27 protein-coding genes and 1 pseudogene are annotated in these 21,530 nt (G+C 37.2%); 27 read left to right on the top strand and 1 reads right to left on the bottom strand.

Features of this window, described 5'->3' with window-relative positions; translation table 11 throughout:
- Positions 1–52: 52 nt before the first annotated feature.
- The 8 genes from DV740_RS14295 (at position 53) to DV740_RS14260 (ending at position 5,361) form a co-directional block, all read left to right on the top strand.
- Entirely contained in the window at positions 53–571 is a 519-nt protein-coding gene (locus DV740_RS14295) for a nitroreductase family protein (protein WP_069432379.1), read from the top strand.
- Between the two features lie 233 nt (positions 572–804).
- Positions 805–939, top strand: coding sequence for a hypothetical protein (locus DV740_RS15235; RefSeq protein ID WP_255415055.1), 135 nt, complete (start codon positions 805–807; stop codon positions 937–939).
- A 229-nt stretch (positions 940–1,168) separates the two neighbouring features.
- Positions 1,169–1,714: a hypothetical protein gene (locus tag DV740_RS14285; protein WP_118088409.1), complete on the top strand. Its 546-nt coding sequence runs from the start codon at positions 1,169–1,171 to the stop codon at positions 1,712–1,714.
- A gap of 61 nt (positions 1,715–1,775) precedes the next feature.
- Positions 1,776–2,330, top strand: a complete 555-nt coding sequence (locus tag DV740_RS14280) for a hypothetical protein (RefSeq protein WP_242994371.1) — start codon at positions 1,776–1,778, stop codon at positions 2,328–2,330.
- 140 nt (positions 2,331–2,470) lie between these two features.
- On the top strand, positions 2,471–3,370 hold the full coding sequence (locus DV740_RS14275; RefSeq protein WP_118088408.1) for a hypothetical protein: 900 nt from the start codon (positions 2,471–2,473) through the stop codon (positions 3,368–3,370).
- 27 nt (positions 3,371–3,397) lie between these two features.
- Entirely contained in the window at positions 3,398–4,345 is a 948-nt protein-coding gene (locus DV740_RS14270) for a hypothetical protein (RefSeq protein ID WP_118088407.1), read from the top strand.
- 40 nt (positions 4,346–4,385) lie between these two features.
- Positions 4,386–5,066 (top strand): DUF6033 family protein, encoded by a 681-nt coding sequence (locus DV740_RS14265; protein ID WP_117995356.1) that lies wholly within the window; start codon positions 4,386–4,388, stop codon positions 5,064–5,066.
- A 31-nt stretch (positions 5,067–5,097) separates the two neighbouring features.
- Complete coding sequence (locus DV740_RS14260) at positions 5,098–5,361, top strand: HTH domain-containing protein (RefSeq protein WP_262595099.1); 264 nt, start codon at positions 5,098–5,100, stop codon at positions 5,359–5,361.
- 121 nt (positions 5,362–5,482) lie between these two features.
- On the opposite strand, the gene DV740_RS14255 is transcribed toward DV740_RS14260, so the two are convergent.
- Positions 5,483–5,722 carry a DUF6061 family protein gene (locus DV740_RS14255; protein WP_055232114.1) on the bottom strand — a complete coding sequence of 80 codons (240 nt, stop codon included), beginning with the start codon at positions 5,720–5,722 and terminating at the stop codon, positions 5,483–5,485.
- 1,383 nt (positions 5,723–7,105) lie between these two features.
- Between DV740_RS14255 and DV740_RS14250 the strand changes: the two genes are divergently transcribed.
- The 19 genes and pseudogenes from DV740_RS14250 to DV740_RS14165 all read left to right on the top strand — a co-directional run.
- Positions 7,106–7,813, top strand: coding sequence for a LytR/AlgR family response regulator transcription factor (locus tag DV740_RS14250; RefSeq protein ID WP_242994370.1), 708 nt, complete (start codon positions 7,106–7,108; stop codon positions 7,811–7,813).
- Position 7,814: 1 nt separating this feature from the next.
- Positions 7,815–9,071 carry a sensor histidine kinase gene (locus DV740_RS14245; protein ID WP_118088406.1) on the top strand — a complete coding sequence of 419 codons (1,257 nt, stop codon included), beginning with the start codon at positions 7,815–7,817 and terminating at the stop codon, positions 9,069–9,071.
- A 95-nt stretch (positions 9,072–9,166) separates the two neighbouring features.
- A complete protein-coding gene (locus tag DV740_RS14240) occupies positions 9,167–9,940 on the top strand; it encodes a hypothetical protein (RefSeq protein WP_055040312.1) in 774 nt (257 codons plus the stop codon).
- 45 nt (positions 9,941–9,985) lie between these two features.
- Positions 9,986–10,534 (top strand): hypothetical protein, encoded by a 549-nt coding sequence (locus DV740_RS14235; RefSeq protein ID WP_118088405.1) that lies wholly within the window; start codon positions 9,986–9,988, stop codon positions 10,532–10,534.
- A gap of 307 nt (positions 10,535–10,841) precedes the next feature.
- Complete coding sequence (locus tag DV740_RS14230; RefSeq protein ID WP_242994369.1) at positions 10,842–12,293, top strand: hypothetical protein; 1,452 nt, start codon at positions 10,842–10,844, stop codon at positions 12,291–12,293.
- A 25-nt stretch (positions 12,294–12,318) separates the two neighbouring features.
- Complete coding sequence (locus DV740_RS14225; RefSeq protein ID WP_118088403.1) at positions 12,319–12,468, top strand: AgrD family cyclic lactone autoinducer peptide; 150 nt, start codon at positions 12,319–12,321, stop codon at positions 12,466–12,468.
- A gap of 188 nt (positions 12,469–12,656) precedes the next feature.
- Positions 12,657–13,430 carry a DUF6033 family protein gene (locus DV740_RS14220; RefSeq protein WP_015517459.1) on the top strand — a complete coding sequence of 258 codons (774 nt, stop codon included), beginning with the start codon at positions 12,657–12,659 and terminating at the stop codon, positions 13,428–13,430.
- A gap of 64 nt (positions 13,431–13,494) precedes the next feature.
- Positions 13,495–14,019, top strand: coding sequence for a hypothetical protein (locus DV740_RS14215; protein ID WP_118088395.1), 525 nt, complete (start codon positions 13,495–13,497; stop codon positions 14,017–14,019).
- Between the two features lie 196 nt (positions 14,020–14,215).
- Positions 14,216–14,761 carry a hypothetical protein gene (locus tag DV740_RS14210; RefSeq protein WP_118088402.1) on the top strand — a complete coding sequence of 182 codons (546 nt, stop codon included), beginning with the start codon at positions 14,216–14,218 and terminating at the stop codon, positions 14,759–14,761.
- A 208-nt stretch (positions 14,762–14,969) separates the two neighbouring features.
- Positions 14,970–16,007 (top strand): DUF4885 family protein, encoded by a 1,038-nt coding sequence (locus tag DV740_RS14205; protein WP_118088401.1) that lies wholly within the window; start codon positions 14,970–14,972, stop codon positions 16,005–16,007.
- A gap of 82 nt (positions 16,008–16,089) precedes the next feature.
- A complete protein-coding gene (locus DV740_RS14200) occupies positions 16,090–16,710 on the top strand; it encodes a DUF6033 family protein (protein WP_242994368.1) in 621 nt (206 codons plus the stop codon).
- Between the two features lie 32 nt (positions 16,711–16,742).
- Complete coding sequence (locus tag DV740_RS14195) at positions 16,743–17,477, top strand: sensor histidine kinase (RefSeq protein WP_242994366.1); 735 nt, start codon at positions 16,743–16,745, stop codon at positions 17,475–17,477.
- Positions 17,478–17,668: 191 nt separating this feature from the next.
- Positions 17,669–18,337, top strand: coding sequence for a hypothetical protein (locus DV740_RS14190; RefSeq protein ID WP_117465419.1), 669 nt, complete (start codon positions 17,669–17,671; stop codon positions 18,335–18,337).
- 42 nt (positions 18,338–18,379) lie between these two features.
- The gene (locus tag DV740_RS14185) at positions 18,380–19,048 is read left to right on the top strand and encodes a DUF3879 family protein (protein ID WP_117465418.1); all 669 of its coding nucleotides are present in this window, start codon (positions 18,380–18,382) and stop codon (positions 19,046–19,048) included.
- Between the two features lie 63 nt (positions 19,049–19,111).
- The gene (locus DV740_RS14180; protein WP_117485423.1) at positions 19,112–19,618 is read left to right on the top strand and encodes a hypothetical protein; all 507 of its coding nucleotides are present in this window, start codon (positions 19,112–19,114) and stop codon (positions 19,616–19,618) included.
- Between the two features lie 168 nt (positions 19,619–19,786).
- Positions 19,787–20,620: a hypothetical protein gene (locus DV740_RS14175; protein ID WP_015517474.1), complete on the top strand. Its 834-nt coding sequence runs from the start codon at positions 19,787–19,789 to the stop codon at positions 20,618–20,620.
- Between the two features lie 79 nt (positions 20,621–20,699).
- Positions 20,700–20,990 carry a hypothetical protein gene (locus DV740_RS14170; protein WP_012744351.1) on the top strand — a complete coding sequence of 97 codons (291 nt, stop codon included), beginning with the start codon at positions 20,700–20,702 and terminating at the stop codon, positions 20,988–20,990.
- Positions 20,977–21,117 (top strand): HTH domain-containing protein, encoded by a 141-nt coding sequence (locus DV740_RS15000; RefSeq protein ID WP_012744350.1) that lies wholly within the window; start codon positions 20,977–20,979, stop codon positions 21,115–21,117. Before DV740_RS14170 ends, DV740_RS15000 begins: the two co-directional genes overlap by 14 nt.
- 26 nt (positions 21,118–21,143) lie before the next feature.
- A pseudogene (locus DV740_RS14165) lies at positions 21,144–21,530 on the top strand (hypothetical protein); the annotation flags it as partial.

The following is a 21,530-nucleotide window of genomic DNA, read 5'->3' as shown; positions in this document are numbered from 1 at the left end:
GTTGAGCAGGCACAACAAAAATGTATTAAAAATGAAAGTGAGGAATATTTTTATGGAGTTTTTATCTTTAGCAAAACAGAGATGTTCTGTAAGAAAGTATAAAACTGATGAGATTGAAAAGGAAAAATTGGACAAAATTCTGGAGGCTGCTAGAATTGCTCCAACAGCAGCAAATGCTCAGTCGCAGAGACTGTTAGTAATTAGTAGCCAAGAAGCAAAAGAAAAATTGTCTAAAGGAGTAAATTATCATGGCGCCCCGTTGGCTATCATTGTATGTGGGGATCATTCAGATGTTTTTGTGCGTCCGTTTGATAAAAAGGATATGGTAAGTGTTGATGCAACAATAGTTGCGGATCATATAGTATTAGAAGCAGAGGATTTAGGACTTAGTTCTTGTTGGCTTACATATTTTGATCCTGAGATTATCAGAAATGAGTTTAATATTCCAAGTAACCTTGAACCAATAGCAATTATTGCGGTGGGATATGCTGACACAGAAAAGGCATCACCAGACAGACATTCAAAGGATAGAAAAGCGCTTGAAAGCCTTGTTTGTTACGAAACTTTTTAAGCATATTAAGAAATAAAAGAGATTGTGTTTAAAGATGGAAAACTTGTCTGAGACACAGCGAAGTAAATAAAATGAATAATATAGGAAGTCAGTAGTGTGTGAATAAACTGCTGGCTTCTTTTTTGATAGATACAGTCACTCCCAAAGGTGTGCCGGATAGTAAAGTAATAATATCAACATGACGATATAGAAAATGCAGGGAAGAAAATATTGATATAAAGGAGGTTATAGCTATGCAGATTAGTGGATATTCCAGTGCCGCAATGTTGGCATATCGTTCTTCTGGTATGAAGCAAAAAGCAGGCACAGTGAAAATGCAGGATTTTTCTCAGATGGTACAGAACACAAGCGCACAGGCAACAATGTGATAAATGGGTAGATGCAATGGTAAATAGGAGGGACATGGTCTGCCGAAAGCATTGGATGACCTATTAAATAATTCGGGAGGGAATCTGACCTATCAGGATTACGCAAGCGATATCCGGGAAATTTTAGCATATAAACAGACTCAGCACAAAGATATTATGTCTGGGTTAAATGTACAGTTTGTCATGGCAGACGGTACAATTCAGATAAAATGATTGGAGGAACAGAAATATGAACATTTATTCTGGTCTGGATACCGTATCTTCATTGTACGGTCAACAAAAAAGTAATTATATGAAAGCCCCTGTATCTGCGGAAAAGACATTTTATACGGCTGAAACACCAAAGGTATACCAGATATTCACAACAGATAATATGTTGTGGACAGGAGGTAATGGTACAGGTCTTTCTTATTGCCTTAAATATGCGGATGATTCGACGGATGAAAATCCAGTGGTGTTAGCGAAAGGTGTGGATGAAAACGGAAAAGAGTTTGAACAAAGAATATATATCAATGACGTTGATCCATCAAGTGCTACAGTAGTCGAAATGCGTGCATTGGAGGCACATTACAAAGTGGAGAAGCAGGGAGGCTTTACGTCTCTGCCGCTTGAAGCTGGTAATATGGGGCTTAATGACAGAAGAGATTTTATTTCAATGTTTAAAGAATGCATAGAAGATTTAAACAAATTAGGAAGGTTTGATTTATCGTTGCTTTGGACGAAAAGTATGGATGCCTATCTTGATTTGACAAGTGCAAATAGTAAGTACAAATAAGGCTTAGCTATTTGGACATAGAAGGAAAGAGAATTTAGAAAAAACGAAGGAGATTGAGACAATGCAGTCAATATCAAGTTATATTAATCCTAATACAAGAGGACTTACATCTAATTACAAAAATACAGCTATTAAAGATAAGGAAACCTATAATGAGGCGATGTCGCAGCACTTACTAAATCCAGTAGAAGATTTGGTTCAAGTGTTAAAAACACCTATAAAATTGGCGAAGAGTTCGTCACTTAGCAGACAGAATAATTCTGTTAATATTGCGGAAGGGCAAAGAATCCGTGTTAATGGAGGTCATGTGCTTACGGCTACGGCGCATGGAGTAGAGGTTTCTGGTGGAGATAATCCGTATGATACACAATCATATGTAAAAGCACAGAGAATGGCAGATGCATTGGCATCCATGCTGCGAAATACAGGTGGGACAATGACTACTGTAGCACATTCAAAGGAGGAATATGCCCGGTATACAGAAGGAATTACGGATGTTATGTCTTATCTGGGTATAGACACTTCCAAAGATTTTACGGTCAATGGTATGAAATATAGCAAAAATAAAGATGGATGGTATGAGTCAGAAGCGAACCGTGATGCGCAGGCGGCATAGCAGACGGTACAATTCAGATAAAAGATCAAGTCTCAAAATAAATATTTTTTAGAGAAAATCAGAGATTTCGATAAAATGCAATATACCAATACATACACTTATGAAAATATATTTGAATAATTAAAATTATGGAGGACACAATGAAAGTTCAAGGAAATAGGTATATTAATAATCCAGAGATGATAAAAAATAAGGTTGAGAAGAAAACAACTGTTCCTCAGAATATTATTTCGGAGGATGATGTGAAAATCAGTGATTCAGCAAGAAAGTTAGTTGAGACTGCTCGTAATAAGGTATCGGATTTTCATACAATGCATTTTTCATCTATTAATGGAGAGATAAGAGAGATACCAGCAGAATATAAATGTGAAAATTTATTCAAATTAGATTTGAAAGCAACTTCCATTTCTGGAGAACAAAATGCGTTTGAAGGCTGTTCGGAAAATCAATCAGAGGTTTTTGAAAAATGGCTGGACGAAAATGCTTCTGAATATTTGACAGAAGATGAAATGAAAGATTTAAAAGAGAAGATTAATGCAATGACAGCAGATGTAGATTCTTTGAATGCTCAGGAGGGATATAGAGGAACTTCCTATGAATCTGTATTTTTGTTAAGTGCAAGTGAAGCGGGGCTAAGAAAAGTAAATGAAATGTATGTTCCAGAGCAATTACAAGCAGGTTTTTCAGACATGATTGACGAATATGTTCATTTTAATGATTCGGCACGTAATTCTATCATGGAGAAAATGACACCAGATTACATGGTTGTTGGAATTGGAAGCAAAACAGAATCTTATAAGTACAAGTCGGAAATAATCTCAGATGAGACAGCTTTTTATACCAATGAGAAGAAAGAGATAAGTGGTATCTGCAATCAGTTTTTAAATGGTAAAACAGATCAAAAATTATTTTGTAATGAGATGAAAGACCGTTTAAATGATTACTATGGAAGCAGGTATGAATTAAGGAATCAGCCAGAAGCTGTTGAAGGCAGAGTAAATAATATGCTGGACAAATTGCAGCATATGTTTGGCGTTTAATGTTGAAAAAGGGTTTGGAGAATAATTATGAAGACAGTGACAGATGTAAACACAGTAAACCAGCTATTGACATATTCAAAGCAGGCAGAGGCAGGAATACACCAAAAAGCAATACAGATGTTGCTTGGAGTAGGAAATAATAAAAAACAGGACAGTTTAAGTATTTCTGATGCTGCACGAGGCTTTTCAAAGCAATCAATAGCTGCACTGATAGATAAAAATGCGAATATTTCTAACAGTGAATTGGCTTATTATTTTGCAAACTATAATAATTCAAGTGCTATTTTGAATGCAATCAATTTTGGGGAGAATGTTTCCTGTGGATATAATTCTGATTTTAAGGAGTACGGGGTTATTTCCTTTGACCTTAATGGGAGCAGACAGGTAGTACCTAATTATGCAGTACCGAAAATGAATACAAGCACCATGTCAGGCATTTGTGCTGCGAATGATTCTCTGGTACTAAGTAATAAAAGTTATTATGCATGGACAACATCAAGTGGCGGTAAATATACATGGACGGTCAATAATGGAAGAATAGGCTGGGCAGCCTCGGAATCGTTGCTTGCAGAGAATACAAATCAAAAAGGAACAAATTATAAGTGGGAAATGTGTAAGGCAGGCAATATCCTGTCTGATCTGGCACAGGGAAAGAGTGTGTGGGGGTATCTCTACAGCAATGAGGAGGTATTGTCCGTCTGTGAGAAAGTCGGGATTTCTCCGGGATTCTTTTCTATAGATGCGGGAGCAGGAAAACACACTTATTTATTGCAGGAATCAGGAAAGACCATAAATGTTGACGCAAAGATAAAACAGTTAAATGATATAAACTGGATAGAAATCGGATATAAAGAAGGAGATACGTTTTTCGTTTATGGTAAAGAGTATGCTATTGACAGCAGTGGGCATATCAATGTTTCGGCAGAAGATGAATTTACATCAACGGAAATTAAATATCCAAGTCGTTCAATATAATAGAAATTATTTTAAGTTTCAATAACAGGGAGGTAGGATTATGGCAATTACAGGTATCAATAACAGCAGTTACACATCGTATTATGCATCAGGTTACAAGAACACGGTTAAAAAGGCAGCTTGTGATATTCAAAAAACAAAGGAAAATTCACAGGTGAGCAAAACAGAAGAGAGTCAGGAAGATTATGTAAAAAAATTGCAGGAAAAAAATCCTCAAATAGATATTGTGGTAGGAAGTTCGGATAAAAATGTAAAAACAGCTAATCGTACAGGAAAAACAGATGTGAGGATTGCTCCTGAGATTTTAAATAGGATGATGAGTAATCCAGAGGTTGCCACAAAATATGAAAATATGTTGTCAAAAATTCCAGCATTAGATAGATGGGCTGACTCAATGATTAAATCAATGACTGGTAGTGAAGTTAAGTATCGTCAGGTATGGATAGATAAGGATGGTAATATGGGCTCCATGGTTATTACAGGACCAAGCGAAGAACAAAAAAAGGCTGATGAAGATAGAAAAATCGAGAAAAGGAAAGAAAATGAACAAAAACTTGCAGAACGGAGAGCTGAAAGAAAAGAGAAGATGAAGAAAATTCAGGAAGATAGACGCACAATATTTGCAATTGGTACGGATATGAAAAGCATTACAGAGAATGTTGTAGCACAGGCAGTAGGTACAGCTCCATCTATCGGAGGAAGTTGTGATGTTAAGGCATAAAAGGATTCGGTAAAAGGGAAATATCAAATTGGTGCATTGGTTGGAACTGCTTGTTTCCTATTATGGCATATCCAAGCTAACGATAGCAAAAATGGCTGGTGTTGAGGAAAATGATATTGACAGGCTTTTAGTCAATCCACCAGAAAAAGTTGAAATCGAAGTAAAGTATAAAATTGATGTGACGGTTATGGAGGGAGTATCCCAAACAATATTAAAAAAGGTAATCTTAGTGCTGTTGAAAATAAGCCGGATGATCAAGAGTAAATGTACGTTCAGATTTTCTGGGGGTTCTTGACATACCGGCTTATTTTTGCTATTAAATAAACAACGGCTTAACAACAGAAAACTGCTATTAAGCCGCATCAATTATCATAGAAGATCTGAATTTACAGAAAAAATTTCACACCGTCGAAAAATCACCATAGTTCTAATGAATCTTCTGCATCTACCCACATCTGCATATTCCCGTCCAAATATAATCGTACATATTCAAGTGGTTCATCAATAGCAAGTGCGTTTAATGCACAGTCTGATCCGGGTGTAGTTTTTAAATTCTTTTCAGCTTCCCAGCAATCAATGCGGAGCATATAGCCAGCAGAGGTGTAAACATCAATACTATTGCGCTGTGGATTGTATTCTGCAAATATTGTTCTCATCGTATCTTATCTCTCCTTATCATTCAATCAATTATCAGTTACAAAAATCAGAAGCATTTCAATCAGTTCACCATGTCACTTTTATTTTGTGTTATACTGTTTTATAGATTTTTCTTGCCCTTGTATTTGCCCTTATCAGAGTTCGTAAACACTGATGGGACGATATAACACAAGGGAAACAATAAGGAAAAGCTCACCTGCGATAAATCCAGTGTTTTCAAGGGCTTGTGGAGAATTTAATAACAAAATATAACAGTTATTAAATCTCTTAAAACAGGTGAAATCTCAATTCAAGTTTGTAAAACTGATGGAATAAAAAAATGTAAAGCTGGGAGCATTAGCTTACGGCTTTTTAAGTTAAAGCAAATAGAAGTAAATAATGGTCAAAAAACAATCGACATCCGACCTCGTACACGTTATAATATAAGTAATCTAATAAGAAAACAGTGTTATCATTACGGCATTGCTAAATGAGAATGGTAGCCATAAATATGAATTCGTAGGAACGGAATGGTTGAACCCTCAGGGTGACAATGTCACTCATTTGTCAGCGAGAGGTGCTTAACTTAGATGATTTTCAGTTTTCTTATTTTGACATGGATTTACAGGAAGGGTAGAAAAATCAATGATGTCATTGACTTATCTTAACTCAAAATAATATAGGTTTCCAACGGGGACTTGAACTCCTAAGACTCTATTGTAGGTTCGATTCCTATAGGAGACGCTCATTTTTAGCGGTAATGAAGATAGTTTCATTGCCGCTTTTTTCATGCAGAATTGTAATTTCAGTGACAAATTTGTCAGCGAAGCAGGACTGAAAATACTGATTTTGTCAGCGGGAATGGATGCTTGTCACCGATTCACATTTTCTGATTTGTCACACAAAGGGATTAACTACAATGTAGGATGAGCTTTGGGCTGTAAAATTAGGAAAAGAAGTGAAAAAAAACTATATTCTTGAAAGCCTTGTTTGTTACGAAACTTTTTAAGCATATTAAGAAATAAAAGAGATTGTGTTTAAAGATGGAAAACTTGGCTGAGACGCAGCGAAGTAAATAAAATGAATAATATAGGAAGTCAGTAGTGCGTGAATAAACTGCTGGCTTCTTTTTTGATAGATACAGTCACTCCCAGAGAGTGTGCAGGATAGTAAAGTAATAATATCAACATGACGATATAGAAAATGCAGGGAAGCATTGTATTTCAAAGAGTTTGAGATACAGTGCTTCTGCGTTTCTATAGGAGATAGTCGTTCTATGCGCAAAATAGTCATTTGATGCAGAGAATGATCGAGTGAAAGATTTGTTTGATATAATAAAGAGTGCTAGGTGAGACTTGTATGGTTTACAGGTATGAGAGCAATCAAAGACAGGAATGAAAAATATGAACATTATTATTTGTGATGACAGGATAGATGACAGAAAAAATTTGTCAGATTTGCTGTCAGACTATGGTGAAAAAAAGAATTATGAGTTTGCTATTACAGAATATGAATCCGGAGAACAGTTATGCGAAGATCAATCGGCTTTGGAAGCGTGTCAGCTATTATTTCTGGACATCAATATGCAGGGGATGGATGGGCTGAAAACAGCTATGAGGATTAAAGAAAAATATCCAAAACTTCCGGTTGTGCTGGTGACGGCATACATGAATTACGCACTGGATGGATATAAGGTGAAAGCAAGCCGTTTTCTGCTGAAAGATAACCTTGCAGATACTATAGAAGAATGTATGGATGATTTGATAGCAGAAATTAATAAAAACCGTAGGATTCTCGAATTTCGTTTTGTGGAAGGAACGATAAAACTTTATGCAGATGACATCATTTATATAGAAACAGAGCTTCACAAAAATGTATTTTATACAGAAAAAGGGACATTTCAGATTTATAAAAAACTGGATGAACTGGAAAATGAATTCAAGGATATGGGATTCGTGCGGGCACATCTAAGTTTTCTTGTAAATATGAGGTACATCACAAAAATCAGCGGTTATGTGATGACACTTACCACGGGAAAAAAGATTCCGGTTCCCAAGGCACGATATGCACAGGTAAAGAGGGAATATATGCTGTATAAGGGAGAAGAATAACATGACATTCTGGGTATTGACATTTATTGCGGAAATGCTGGAAGTAAAAGGAACGCTATACTTTTTTGATACTTTTATGGAAAAAAGAGATGGCGGATATAGGAACAGATATAGATTTTTTGTTTATTGCGGAGTGCTTTATCTGGTAGCAGTCACAGGGGCATGGATCGGAATGTTAAAATGTATCCCGATTATACTGGTTATGTCTTTCCTGAATCTGGCTTATTATGAAGTTTCCTTCCGGCAGAGTTTTTTGTTTTCAATCATCAACTATACAATGCTTGTATTGATTGATTATGTGACTGTTTTGCTGGGAAGAAGAGGTTCAATCCAAGAAAAATGGTTTTTACAGGCACTGATATCAAAGACGGTTTTTATCATTCTGATGTTGTTTATCAGAAGATTTAGCAAGACAAGAAAAAGCTGCGGTCTGATTACAGGAAAAGAATGGTTACAGTTTTTCTGTGTTCCTGTATTTACGGTGGTCGGTTTCATTCTTATGTTTTATTCAGAAAACGATGATATGCAGAATGTATTTTTATTTCTTTCGGTGGGACTGGTTGCGATTAACCTTATCCTTATGGAGTTCATGCAGAATACCATTGAAAAAGAAGAGAGAATAAAAATTGCGGTACTTACGGAACAAAATCAGAAAAATCGTATTGCAGATTATCAGGACCGGGAAGAAATCTATGAGCGTCAGCGAAGAAAAATGCACGATTATAAAAATCAGCTTTCTACGATTCAGACATTGCTAAAAAATGGACACACGGATGAGGCTCTTTCCTTTACTCAGAAACTGACAGAGAGCATAGCAGTTGAGATGTCGGCAATCAACACGAATCATCCGGTAGTCAATGCTGTTTTAAACCAGAAGTACCGCAGTATGCAGGAAAAACACATAGCGGTTATCCTAAAAGTAGGGGACTTGCAGGAAATATGTCTGGAAGAGGAAGAAATCGTGATACTGCTCTCAAATTTACTGGATAATGCAATAAGAGAAAGTGAAAAGGTACTAAAAAGGAACGGAAAAGCCGTAATCCATCTGAAATTAGAGTGTGAGGATCATAAACTGATATTTGCGGTAAGAAATCCGGTGACAGAAAAGGTGGAAATTGAAAATGACACGATAAAGAGCAAAAGAGGGGAACATCACGGCATTGGGCTGTTAAATGTAAAAGCAGTTGTGGATAAATATGGCGGTGATATGGTACTTTCCTGCGATGAAAATGAATTTAAGGCGGTGGTTATCCTGTAAAGGTATGGTCTTTGTATGCGTAATATGGTCGTTTGATGATATGGGACTAGGAGAACAGGTTATTTTATCCGATAAAGAAAGCAAAGGAGGTTACTATGAGTAATACAATTAATGTGAACTATATGACACGGGCTTACAATCAGTACCAACAGAAAAATGCGGCTAAAGATCAGGAGAAGGAAGATACAAGGTTTGCGGATAGTGTAAGAGAAAAGAGCGAAGCTAGTGGAAGTATAGTGGGCAATTCAAAAATAGGTTCTGTGTCTGCTAAAGATATGACGATGGTGGAATACAAGCAGTACATTTACAATAAAATATCTCAAATTCCAATGCACCCCACAAGAGCAGGCGAATCAATATCTGTTACAATTTCAGAGGCGGGTTTTGAAGCAATGAAGAATGATCCAGAGTATGAAGCATGGGTATTAAATGATTTGCAAGTGGGTTGGTCACAACCAGATAAATGGTCCGGTATATGCGGAGGAGCGTTTTCTACAATATATTATGGAGCATCAAAAGAAGAATGTCATGCTGAGATGTGGAGTGCTGGTTATAACAATGGGAATGGTGGGAAGATTTTTAATGATAAGTCAAAAAATAGTTTTTGGGAGCGCAGAATAGAAAATAAAAAGAGAATAGAAAATCAGGTAAAGAAACAACAGGAAAAAAAGCGAATTCAGAAAAAACAAGCGGAAAGAACAGCTTATGAAGAATATGCGCAAAATAAAAGGTTATCCGCTCAGGATGCCAGAACTCGATTGGTGGCTGAGAGTAGTTCGTCTGCTAAGACTGTCACAATAAGTCAGGCAGTAGCTTCTTATGAGGCAAATTTTACAATGGCAGTAAGCGTATCGAACAAAACCCAATAGCCTGCAAATAAAAAATCAAGGCTAAATAGAAAGGAGAGATGCAGTATGGGAATTAATGGAGTATCATCGTATGCCAATACATACACATACGGAAATGTAAAAAATGAAAATGTAAAGCCATCAAAGAATAGTGAAAAGAATTATTATGCAGGATACACTATGAATTCAGCCAATAAGTTTAAAAATGTATCAGACTATTCAAAGTATTTGACTAACAAGTATAAATGTTTGACTCCATGCAAAAATGCTTCTGTATTGATTGACGGAAGTGTAATGCGAAAGGCATGTGGAGATGAAAAAACTGCGAAATGGCTTGAGGAAAATTTAGCAATTATGCCAGATGTTATACGAAATGCACAGAAGGCGGCAATAGGTCATGGTAGTAAACTGATATCAGTGGAGTTTAAGTTTACGAATAATGGAACCGAAATGACAACCTGTGGCATTTTTGGAGAGACTGGTACGGATTCAGAAATTGACAAATGGCTGGAGAGAATGAAAGAGGATAAAGAAAAAGAAGATAAAAAAACAGAAAATATGATTGCTATAGAAGCGACAACTAAAAATAAGGTAGGTTTTGATACATATGCATAGTATCAATTTCTATAATTTTGAAGAAACAGGAAAAGGAAGCAGTAAAAAGAGCACAGGCAAGACGAAAAGCTGTACAAAACGAATATCTAAATAGCCAGTTGGCGGCGGCAGCATATGAGAAAAGCAGTATTATTTTACCAGATAATCCTGTTATACAGTAGGCTCATCTTTTGACAGGAAAGCATAAGAATGCAGGTAAGATATTTTTCGGGAGGAAGGATAAGAAATGGAAATAAACAGTAATCATTCTACATATGGTGCGGCATTTCGCCAAAAACCAATTTTTTTCATGTCAGGGAAGGAAACAGTGGCATATTTTGAGGGAAAGCTTAAGAAAAATATGACACTTCAAGAGGATACCTGTACACTTGGCAGCAATGACACTTATCGCAGACAGCATACTACTTATGAGGTTTCTGACAAGAAGGGAAGTACATTTCTGGATCTGGATTTTCTGATCAAGGACGAAACCAGCAGTCTGAAAGGAAGTCTCAGAGATAAAAAGGATGTGGATTTCTACAACTTTTCCATCCCTTTTAACCGGACGATACAGAATTACTTCGGTGTCCAAATCTATATGGACATGCCGGAAGGCTGCGATTATGACCTCACCTTATATGATGAATATGGCAATCAGGTCGGAAAGGCAGAATGGGATGGGGAAGGACGGAAAACACTGACCATCCCGAACTGGGATACAAATACCAATAAATATTGTATCAAAATAGAAAACAAAAATGGGGAAGAAGTTTCTCCAGATGATTATTATAAAATCAGTTTCAAGGTTACGGAAAATAAAGAACAGGAAAAGACCGATGCCATAAGGGAGGCATTCGGGAACCTTCACGGTGCATACAGCCGGAAAGATGAAAATTGGAGGGAATGCCTCGACAAATATAATGAAGTCCTGATGGATACAGAGAAAAATTATACAAAAGAAATGGAGAAACTCCACCAGAAGCAGTTTGAAAGTCTGCCGGAAGAAAAACAATACAAAGGCGGGCGCACAGTGGATGAATTGTTGCAGGACATGGCAGAAGGAAAGACACTGGATGATGCGGAAATGGAGTATGTGAAGATTTTTGCAAACCTGAAAGATTTTGAGAAAGCACAGCAGAAGGCGGAACTGAAAAATGATTTTTCCGAGGATTTTGTAAAGGATCTGGAAAGCAAAGGTATCTCCCGTGATGAGCTGGAGGGAATGCAGATAAAGATTGAAAGCAATGGGAATGTAACAGTGAGCGGTATCGAAGATAAGGAAGTCCGGGAGCAGGTTCAGAAACTGGTAGAGGAAAAGTACAGTGACCGGATGTATCAGTATTACACAGGAATTGCTGACAGTGTGGGAAATCTGTCGTCCAATACCTACCAGTATGCCACGGATGTGCAGGAAGTCAGGCGTTACTTAAAAGGGGTTACGGGAGAAGATATTTCTCTGGAGAACCTTTACCTGACACCAGACGGAAAGATTGGTGGGCTGCCGGAAAAAGCTGCTAATCTGATTAACAAAACAAAGGACAATGCCAAGATAGAGCGGATAAAGGATGCATTGATAAATATTATAGGACATAACCGGACAAGCGGTGATCTGGGGATTCCAGACTTTACTTCGGAGTTTCAATTCAGTAATGGTGCTTTTTCTGTGGCAGACAGTGGTTTTACGGTGGATATGGCGGCATTGGATAGAAGGCTGACGCCACAACCGCATGATAACATGTATTCGGATATGTATGAGTACAGTTTCAGAAAAGTATTATGATACAGCATCAGGAGGTAAAGGTAAGATGAAGAAAGCAGAAAAGATTACAATCAAGGTATTGAAAGTAGTGGAGAGAATTGCCCGGAATGAAGTGGAAAAAACAGTTCTTGGCAGGACGGCAGAGTGTTCAGCGATTTATCACCAGCCGAAAAGACCGAAGAAAAGGGGAAACTAGGTCAGAATAATGAAATATTTTGTGGAGTGTTGCGGTTGTGATTATCGTAATGGCAAAACAAAAGGAGTAAGATAACTCCAAAAGGGTTATCTTACTCCAATAAATCAATTAAAGGTTACTGCTTGGGCTTCGGATGGAGAGAGCAGGTACGGTTCTGACTGACAGAAGAACCGTGGAAAGGAGTTAATATGGGATTAGGCGTTGAAAATTTAGTTAATGCTTATAATCAGAATTATAGGTATCAACAGAATAAGACGACAGGGCAAGCCAATCATTTAGATTTCAATAAGATTTTATCTGCTAAAGAGGGTGATAATACAGAGAAAGTACAGAAGCCAAATGAAAATAGTGTTTCAAAAGTAGATACCTACACTGAATATTTAAAGGCTAAATATGGGAATATAATGATCCAAAATGTTGGAAGTGATCAAAAGAGTATGGATTCATTGGGGACGGGGACATATGGGATGAATAATATTGTGATTGCACCCAATGTTTTGGAAACAATGGCAAATGATCCCAAAAAAGCAGCTTATTACGAAAAGATGATACAGGATTTTTTTGCTTCGCAGTCAACTGTGAAGGCGCAGATGGCAGTCGGGGGGTTTGAGATTCAATCTTATGGTATGGTTATTCACCCGGATGGAACTGCACACTATTATGTTTGTGGAGATGTTTCACCAGAAAAAAAAGCAAAGATAGAGGCGCAAATGAAAGCTGAAGATGAAGAGAAGGCTAAACGGCGTAGACAATATTTAGAGCGCAGTGAGGAGGCGGCAGAAAAGCGCAGACAGATAGAAGAGATTAATATGCAAAAGAGTAAAAAAGATGCGGCTTTTGATGATAATATATCGGCTGTTAATGTATTATCGGAAGTAGATAGGGCGGTTGCCATAGCTGCTTATGAAAATATTGCCAATACTTTTAATGAAAACATAATAAAAAGTACAATTGATAATTGAGGACTTTACTGACTATATCAACTTATAATAATCGATATATAATATTATACTAGGAGGTAATTAAATGCGTATTGGTTCGGGAGTGCAAAGTGCATCGGAAGTATTTGGAAAGCAGCAAAATAATAGCAAAACATATGTTGCCGAAAATGAGGCATTTTCTCAGACATCAGTGAAGGTGTATTTAAAGACGGATGATATGTTGTTTTCAGGTGGAAATGGAACAGGTCTTTCGTTTTATATTAAATACGCAGAAGAGTCAACAGAGGATAATCCTGTAGTGATAGCCAAAGGAGTTGACGAAAATGGAAAAGAATTTGAAGAAAAGATTAACATTAATGATATTAATTTGAGAAATGCTTCTTATGTTGAAATGAGTGCTTTGGAGGCATATTATAACGTCGACAAGGGGAATAGTCTCAGTTCTTTTCCGCAAGAAACTGGGTGTATGGGATTAAATGACAGATGCGACCTTATATCCAGCTTTGAAAAGGTTATACAGGATATGAATAAATTAGGAAGGTATGATTTGCAGATGTTTTATATGCGAAATATGAATACTTATCTAAATGCAAGCAGTAAGCATAAATAGGGCTTAGTTATTTGAATATAGTAGAAAAAGTAAGCTTGGACTCCATAGGAGAGAGCAGGTGCGGTTCCGACTGACAGAAGAACCGTGGAAAGTTAATATGGGATTAGGTGTTGAAAACACTTTTATCCAAAAAAGTTGAGGCAGAAACTGGACTGGCATATAGAGAAAATTTTGAGCTGATTGGAGGAACAGAAATATGAACATTGGTTCTGGTATGAATACCGTATCTTCACTGTACGGTCAACAAAAAGGTAATCATATGAAAACGCCTGCATCTGGGGAAAAGACATTTTATACGGCAGAAACACCGAAGGTATATCAGATATTTACAACAGATAATATGTTGTGGACAGGAGGTAATGGCACCGGTCTTTCTTATTGTCTTAAATATGCGGATGATTCGACGGATGAAAATCCGGTGGTGTTAGCGAAAGGTGTGGATGAAAATGGAAAAGAGTTTGAACAAAGAATATATATCAATGACGTTAATCCATCAAGTGCTACAGTAGTCGAAATGCGTGCATTGGAGGCACATTACAAAGTGGAAAAGCAGGGAGGTTTCACGTCTCTGCCGCTTGAAGCTGGTAATATGGGACTTAACGACAGAAGAGATTTTATCGCAATGTTCAAAAAAAGCATAGAAGATTTAAACAAATTGGGAAGGTTTGACTTATCGTTGCTTTGGACGAAAAGTATGGATACATATCTTAATTTGCCAAATGCAAATAGTAAGTATAAATAGTGCTTAGTCATTTGAACATAGGAAAAAAAGAGAACTTGGATTACATATCATATTGAGGCTGAGAGAAATCCAATAGGTGACATAGTCGGAAGAACTCCGAATAATGAAGAAAAAATGTGGAAAATAAAATGAAAAAAGTTTATCGATAGGGTTCCAGTATGATTTACATGATACAGATTATAAGACTTATATAAGGCAGGGGGATAATATGGTTACTGTAAATAATTCTGACTATTATAACAACATTCCAGCTGGCAGGGATTTAAACAAGCTGCCCAATAATTCCAGCGCCGGTACAACTGTAGGATATCAGTATGATGGACTTACAGAGGAAGATCGTTTCGTACAAAAAGTTTTGCGGGAGCATTATGATAAAATGTACAAAGAAAATATGTCGCATTCTGATCCAATGGCATATGTCATATCGAAATATTGTGATGTGACTTCACCTAACTTTTGCTCATATATGACAGAAGACCAGCGTTCCATAGCTTACCGCAATGAGAAAAGAATGTTACAATCCGGAGGAAAACCTGTGGGTGGATTTGCACGGTATGATTATGCATTAAGGAATTACAAGGATGTATATACAGGTGGTTCAAGAAGTGTTGGTTATGTACGCAATACTGACAGGGAAAAACAGCATGCCAGAAGTGTTGTAAATCAGCAAATTTCAAATCTACTTTCAAAGAATGGGATATCAATATCAAAACAGGCAGATTTGGTATTTTCTATTGACCCATATACATATCAACTAACGGTGTCGGGAAATGCAGATAGAGATACATTATCGCAGATAGAAAAATTGCTGAATGAAGGAGATAATGCAAAAAATATTTGGACGCATGCGTGGATTTGTATGCATGATGCAGATAATGAAATTGTTAATTCGCAGGCAAATATGACAAAGGCAAACCAATATTCTTTATGGCATGAAGTGTATGAGACAACTGGATATGATGCACGCAATGCGACATATAAAAATGGTACTTTTATTGCAGAGGATGGTACAGATTTACTGGCATTGTTTAAGGAAAAATCTAAAAATGGTGCAGGGTATGAACTTTATTCTAAGAGATGGCTGCAATATGCTAAAAATGGCTGGAAGAAAGAAAATGATTTGGTATTAAAAATAGGATTTGACAGCAGTGGATTGTATGATATAGGGCAGGAAAGAGGATATGGAGCAACGCAGAATATGTGGATGAAAGGTATTAGTCAAAGTATATTTGAAGCTAGCGTGTGATCAATATTATATTGATTCTGAGAGAAATCCAACAGGTGGCATAGTTGGAAGGACTCCGAATAATGAAAGGAGATATGTTAATATGGCAGTTACAGGAATAGGAACTTATGCGTCATATACGAATAGTTATGGCAATACACAAAATGCTGGAAACAAAACGGGCAGGACATATAAGAATGCTCATGAATATAAGAACTATTTAACACAAAAATACGATTGTTTACGAAGCAGGGATTATTCCGTAAATATAAACAGTTCTCTTTTGTCAAAGGCTATGGGAGATGAAAAGACAAAACAATGGTTGGAGTATAATCTATCTTTAATACCGGAAAGTATCGAAAAATTGAAAGCTGCTCAAAGTGCTCGTGGCTGTAAGGTACTGAGTGTAACGGATACAATAAATGGATATGATAGCATAACAGAAGAAGTACTGGTAACAGATGAGGTTGATCCGGGAACAGAAAAAGCAAGGAAAGAACTTGAAGAAAGACTCGAGAAAAGGAAAGCAGAAAAGAAAGAGACAGAGGAAAGACTGGAAAAACAGCGTGCCGAAAAACAGGAGCAGGAAGAACGGCAATATAATCTGAAAATTGATGGAAAAGATGTGGCAGACCTAACAGGAAAACTGGTGGAACTGCTAGGTACTTCAACTTCTACAGGAGTGACAGAAAATGGAGTTTCGACATTTGATGTGCTGGCATAGAAACTGATATGAGTATGCCGGGATGTATTGACATGCAGAATGTATTTTTATTTCTTTCAGTGGGACTGGTTGCGATTAACCTTATCCTTATGGAGTTCATGCAGAATACCATTGAAAAAGAAGAGAGAATAAAAATTGCGGTACTTACGGAACAAAATCAGAAAAATCGTATTGCAAATTATCAGGACCGGGAAGAAATCTATGAGCGTCAGCGAAGAAAAATGTACGATTATAAAAATCAGCTTTCCACAATCCAGACGTTGATTAAGAATGGACACACAGATGAGGCACTTTCATTTACGCAGAAACTGACAGAGAGCATAGCGGTTGAGATGTCGGCAATCAACACGAACCATCCGGTGGTCAATGCTGTTTTAAACCAGAAGTACCGCAGCATGCAGGAGAAACACATAGCGGTTATCCTGAAAGTAGGGGATTTGCAGGAGATTTGTCTGGAAGAGGAAGAGATTGTGATTCTGCTTTCCAATTTACTGGATAATGCAATCCGGGAGAGTGAAAAAGTACTGAAAAATACCGGAAAAGCGGTCATTCATCTGAAATTAGAGTGCGAAGATCATAAACTGATATTTGCGATAAGAAATCCGGTGACAGAAAAGGTGGAAATTGAAAATGATACGATAAAGAGCAAAAGAGGGGATCATCACGGTATTAGATTGTTAAATGTAAAAGCAGTTGTGGATAAATATGGCGGTGATATGGTGCTTTCCTGCGATGAAAATGAATTTAAGGCAGTGGTCATCTTGTAAAGAGATGGTCTTTGTGTGCGTAATATGGTCGTTTGATGATATGGGACTAGGAGAACAGGTTATTTTATCCGATAAAAAAATAGAGGAAATAAGTATGTTATGAGAATTTTAAAGAATGAATATGATAAATGGATAAGTATATATAGAGGTTAAAATATATGCAGAGAAGGTAGAAAATATGAGGTGAATTCATGGGAATATCGATTTCAAATGCAACGAGTTCTGCTATTACAAAATATAGTGTATCGCTGAGAAGTGGAGAACCTGATTGGTCTATGATTCCAAGTGCAGGGAAAAGCAATAAGTCACAGGCAGAGTTTGTCTCTGAGATTAAGGAACTGGCTCAGAGAGCTGCCAACACTACGAGTAAAACGGAATTAGAATCTATTCACAGGCAGAGAACAAGGTTATGTGCAGAATACATATCCGATGTATCCCCTGACAGAAAGGCATTATATCAGCAGGCTAAAAATGCGGTAAAAAGTCAAAATGGTAATCCGAAATGCAAAGGAATCGGAGAATTATCATTGCTCGATTTTCTGGAGAGGGCAGAGGGGAAAAATAACAACCTTGCGCAAAAGAAGTTTGCTCTGGCGGGAGGAGGCACACTGGAATGTCCGATTCTGACAGGCGAAGGATATGGTGCCGACATTTCTTATCAAGGAACAAAAGTGTTGACCTATCTGGGAGATAGTTATGGATGGGGATGCGAAAGAACTCCGGCTGAGCGGGAAAAGGAAAGAGAATTTTACGGAATTTACTTCAATGAATACCATACGCAAAAGAATGCCCAAAGCTCAGAATTGAAAGAACTGCCGAACTATTTGGAAGAGAAAACGTCTTTTGATAGGAAAGCGTAAGGATATAGGTAAGATAACAGGTTTAATATGGGAGGATGTTTTATGTCAAAAATAACGGATTATGCTTTTTTGTTTCAAAAATCATTTGGGACATCAGGAGTAAATGCAATAGGCAGTTTTCAGTTGTCCCAGTTGAACAGCAGTTCTGTTCAGTCCAAGTTAAAAGCTGCCGGGATTAACACAAACAGCAAACAATATAAAGCCGCAGTAAAACAAATGATGTCTGCTGGAAATGGTGCAATGTATGGCAATATTCAGGGAATAAAAAATCTGATGAGTCATTATGACAAGGATGGAGATTATATCAACCCTGTAAATGGACTGGCAGGACTTTTAGTGACAGATGAAAATGAAAGTTCGAGAAAAAGGATCATATCAATTCCGGATAGTAGCAAAGAAGAAATGTATGAACTGACAAAAAAAGAGTTCCTGCGTGAAAACGGTGTCCACAATGGAGATACAACAAAACGTTCCGAGGTATATAACAATTTGTACCGCAAAATGCAGAAAAAGGACAGATTGGCTGCCGGGTACACCCTTGAAAAATATGAGAGAATTTACAGACAGGCATTTTATGATGCCGCAAAAAAGGCTGATCCTAACTGGGAAATTGGTAAGCCAATTAAAGATGGTGCATTAGATAGTGTTACAAGAGAATTGGCAGAGTCGGGGAAATCTCCTGCACAGGCAACGCTTGATACTAAAATTTAACATATCAGGTATATTTGAATAATTAAAAAGAGAAAATTTTGAGCTGATTGGAGGAACAAAAATATGAACATTAGTTCTGGTCTGAATACCGTATCTTCATTGTACGGTCAACAAAAAAGTAATTATATGAAAGCACCTGCATCTGCGGAAAAGACATTTTATACGGCTGAAACACCAAAGGTATACCAGATATTCACAACAGATAATATGTTGTGGACAGGAGGTAATGGTACAGGTCTTTCTTATTGCCTTAAATATGCGGATGATTCGACGGATGAAAATCCAGTGGTGTTAGCGAAAGGTGTGGATGAAAACGGGAAAGAGTTTGAGCAAAGAATTTATATCAATGATGTTAATCCATCAAATGCTACAGTAGTCGAAATGCGTGCATTGGAGGCACATTACAAAGTGGAGAAGCAGGGAGGTTTCACGTCTCTGCCGCTTGAAGCTGGTAATATGGGACTTAACGACAGAAGAGATTTTATCGCAATGTTCAAAAAAAGCATAGAAGATTTAAACAAATTGGGAAGTCAAGAGCTTATGTGGCAGCAAGAGGAGCAAAGATACTGAGTTATAATGTTATAAGAGAATGTTGGCAGTTGTTATGAGACTTATATAAGGTAGGAGATAATATGGTTACTTATATATTTATAAATCACTTGGACCATATAAGGAAAGTGATTGCAAATTCCGAATGACAGAGGAATATCAACGAAAAAATGCAATGGAGGAAATGCAATGGGTATAACAGGCGTAGGAAGTTCTTATAATTTTGTTTATAACACAAAAACAGGTAAGCTATCTACAAAGGATGGCAGTAAAAATGAATTTGTTGATTTTTGCAATGGAGATGTAAAGGGAGAAGATACAGAGACACTGAATCATTTTGATGAGCATACAAGATATCAGTTTACAAGAATGCTGTTTGCATATGGAACCGGAATGACCGGACAGAATCCTTTTGCCAATGATGAGAAAGTCGAGATTACAGCGGATATAGACAGTGCAACCCATACTTCCTTTTATGTGAATGGGCAGAAAGCGTTTACGGCAATTACGGGTATGTCATATCTCCCATCCGAGATTCAAACCTTTGGAACCGTACAGCAGCCATTTAAAACCAGAGGGTACAAACCATATGATCCCAGTACAAACAGTATCACGATTGGGGTTGGAAGCAGATTTAATCTTGGAAATGGATACAGCATGACGGTACAGGAAGATTTTGTCTGGGGCGAGGGCTATGGAAACGGAAGCAAGGCAGATGATGAAAGATGCAATATGATGATAGGTGGTCTGAACTCCCTGATACATTTTGCGGATCAGCAGTATTTTTCAAGTATGACAGATACATACACCGATTATATTTTAGATTTTCTTGCGTCACAGGGAGTGGATACAAGCAGAGAATTTGTGATAAACGGGACACATTGCGAACTGGTAAATGGGAAAATAAGTGAAGTTGGTAACGATTATGTGGTGCCTAGTTCCATTCAGCAGAAAGCAGTGAAAAGATATGAAGAAAGTATGTCACAGCTTTTGAATAGCGGAACTTGGTATAGATGGTCATAAAAGTAATAGATCACTTGGACCGTTATGGAGAGTGAATAGATTCCGAATGACAGAGGAATGAAAATAATTGGAGGTTGAGATGATGCAATCAATATCAAGTTATATTAATCCCAATACAAGAGCACTTACATCTAATTATAAAAATACAGTTATTAAAGATAAGGAAGCATATAATGGGGCGATGTTGCAGCACTTACTAAATCCGGTAGAGGATCTGGCACAAGCGTTAAAAACACCAATAAAATTGGCGAAGGGTGCTTCAATTAGCAGACAGAATAATTCTGTTAATATTGCAGAAGGACAAAGTATTCGTGTTAATGGAGGTCATGTGCTTACGGTTACGGCGCATAGCAAAAATGGCTGGTGTTGAGGAAAATGATATTGACAGGCTTTTAGCCAATCCACCAGAAAAGATTGAAATCGAAGTAAAGTATAAAATTGCTGTGACGGTTATGGAACTGCGATTTTGGCTAAAAGATTGTGAATCACCGATATAATCGGGATTTGTGAGTAGAGGGCACTTATGAAAAATAAAAGTATCAATCAAGTTTCCATAATAAATGGTGAAGATGGTCCCACAAGTGTTTTTATATTTGGAGAAGCTCAAAAGCAATCTCTAAAGATTAGAATCCGAAATGCTATCTATCAATCCAGACGAAAAAGGATAGAAAAGAGAATAGCGGCCAACCCGCATACCCTTGCGGAAGTGGTGCAATACGCAAAGGATCATTATGATTTAGTGGAAATCAATCCTGCCGCAACAAATTGGATAGAACGACAGAAAAATCTAAAAGCTAGTTTGATTATGCAGCATAAACCAGAACTTTTGGGCCAAAGGAAGGATATTCCAAAACCAGATTTTCATAATGAAGAATCTGTTAAAAATTTTTTGAATGAAATGGAAATTAGA

Origin of the sequence: Roseburia sp. AF02-12 (assembly GCF_003461765.1) — a bacterium.
GTDB lineage: Bacteria > Bacillota > Clostridia > Lachnospirales > Lachnospiraceae > Roseburia_C > Roseburia_C amylophila.
Note: the sequence above shows the minus strand (reverse complement) of the source record. Positions and strands in the feature narration are given on the sequence as shown.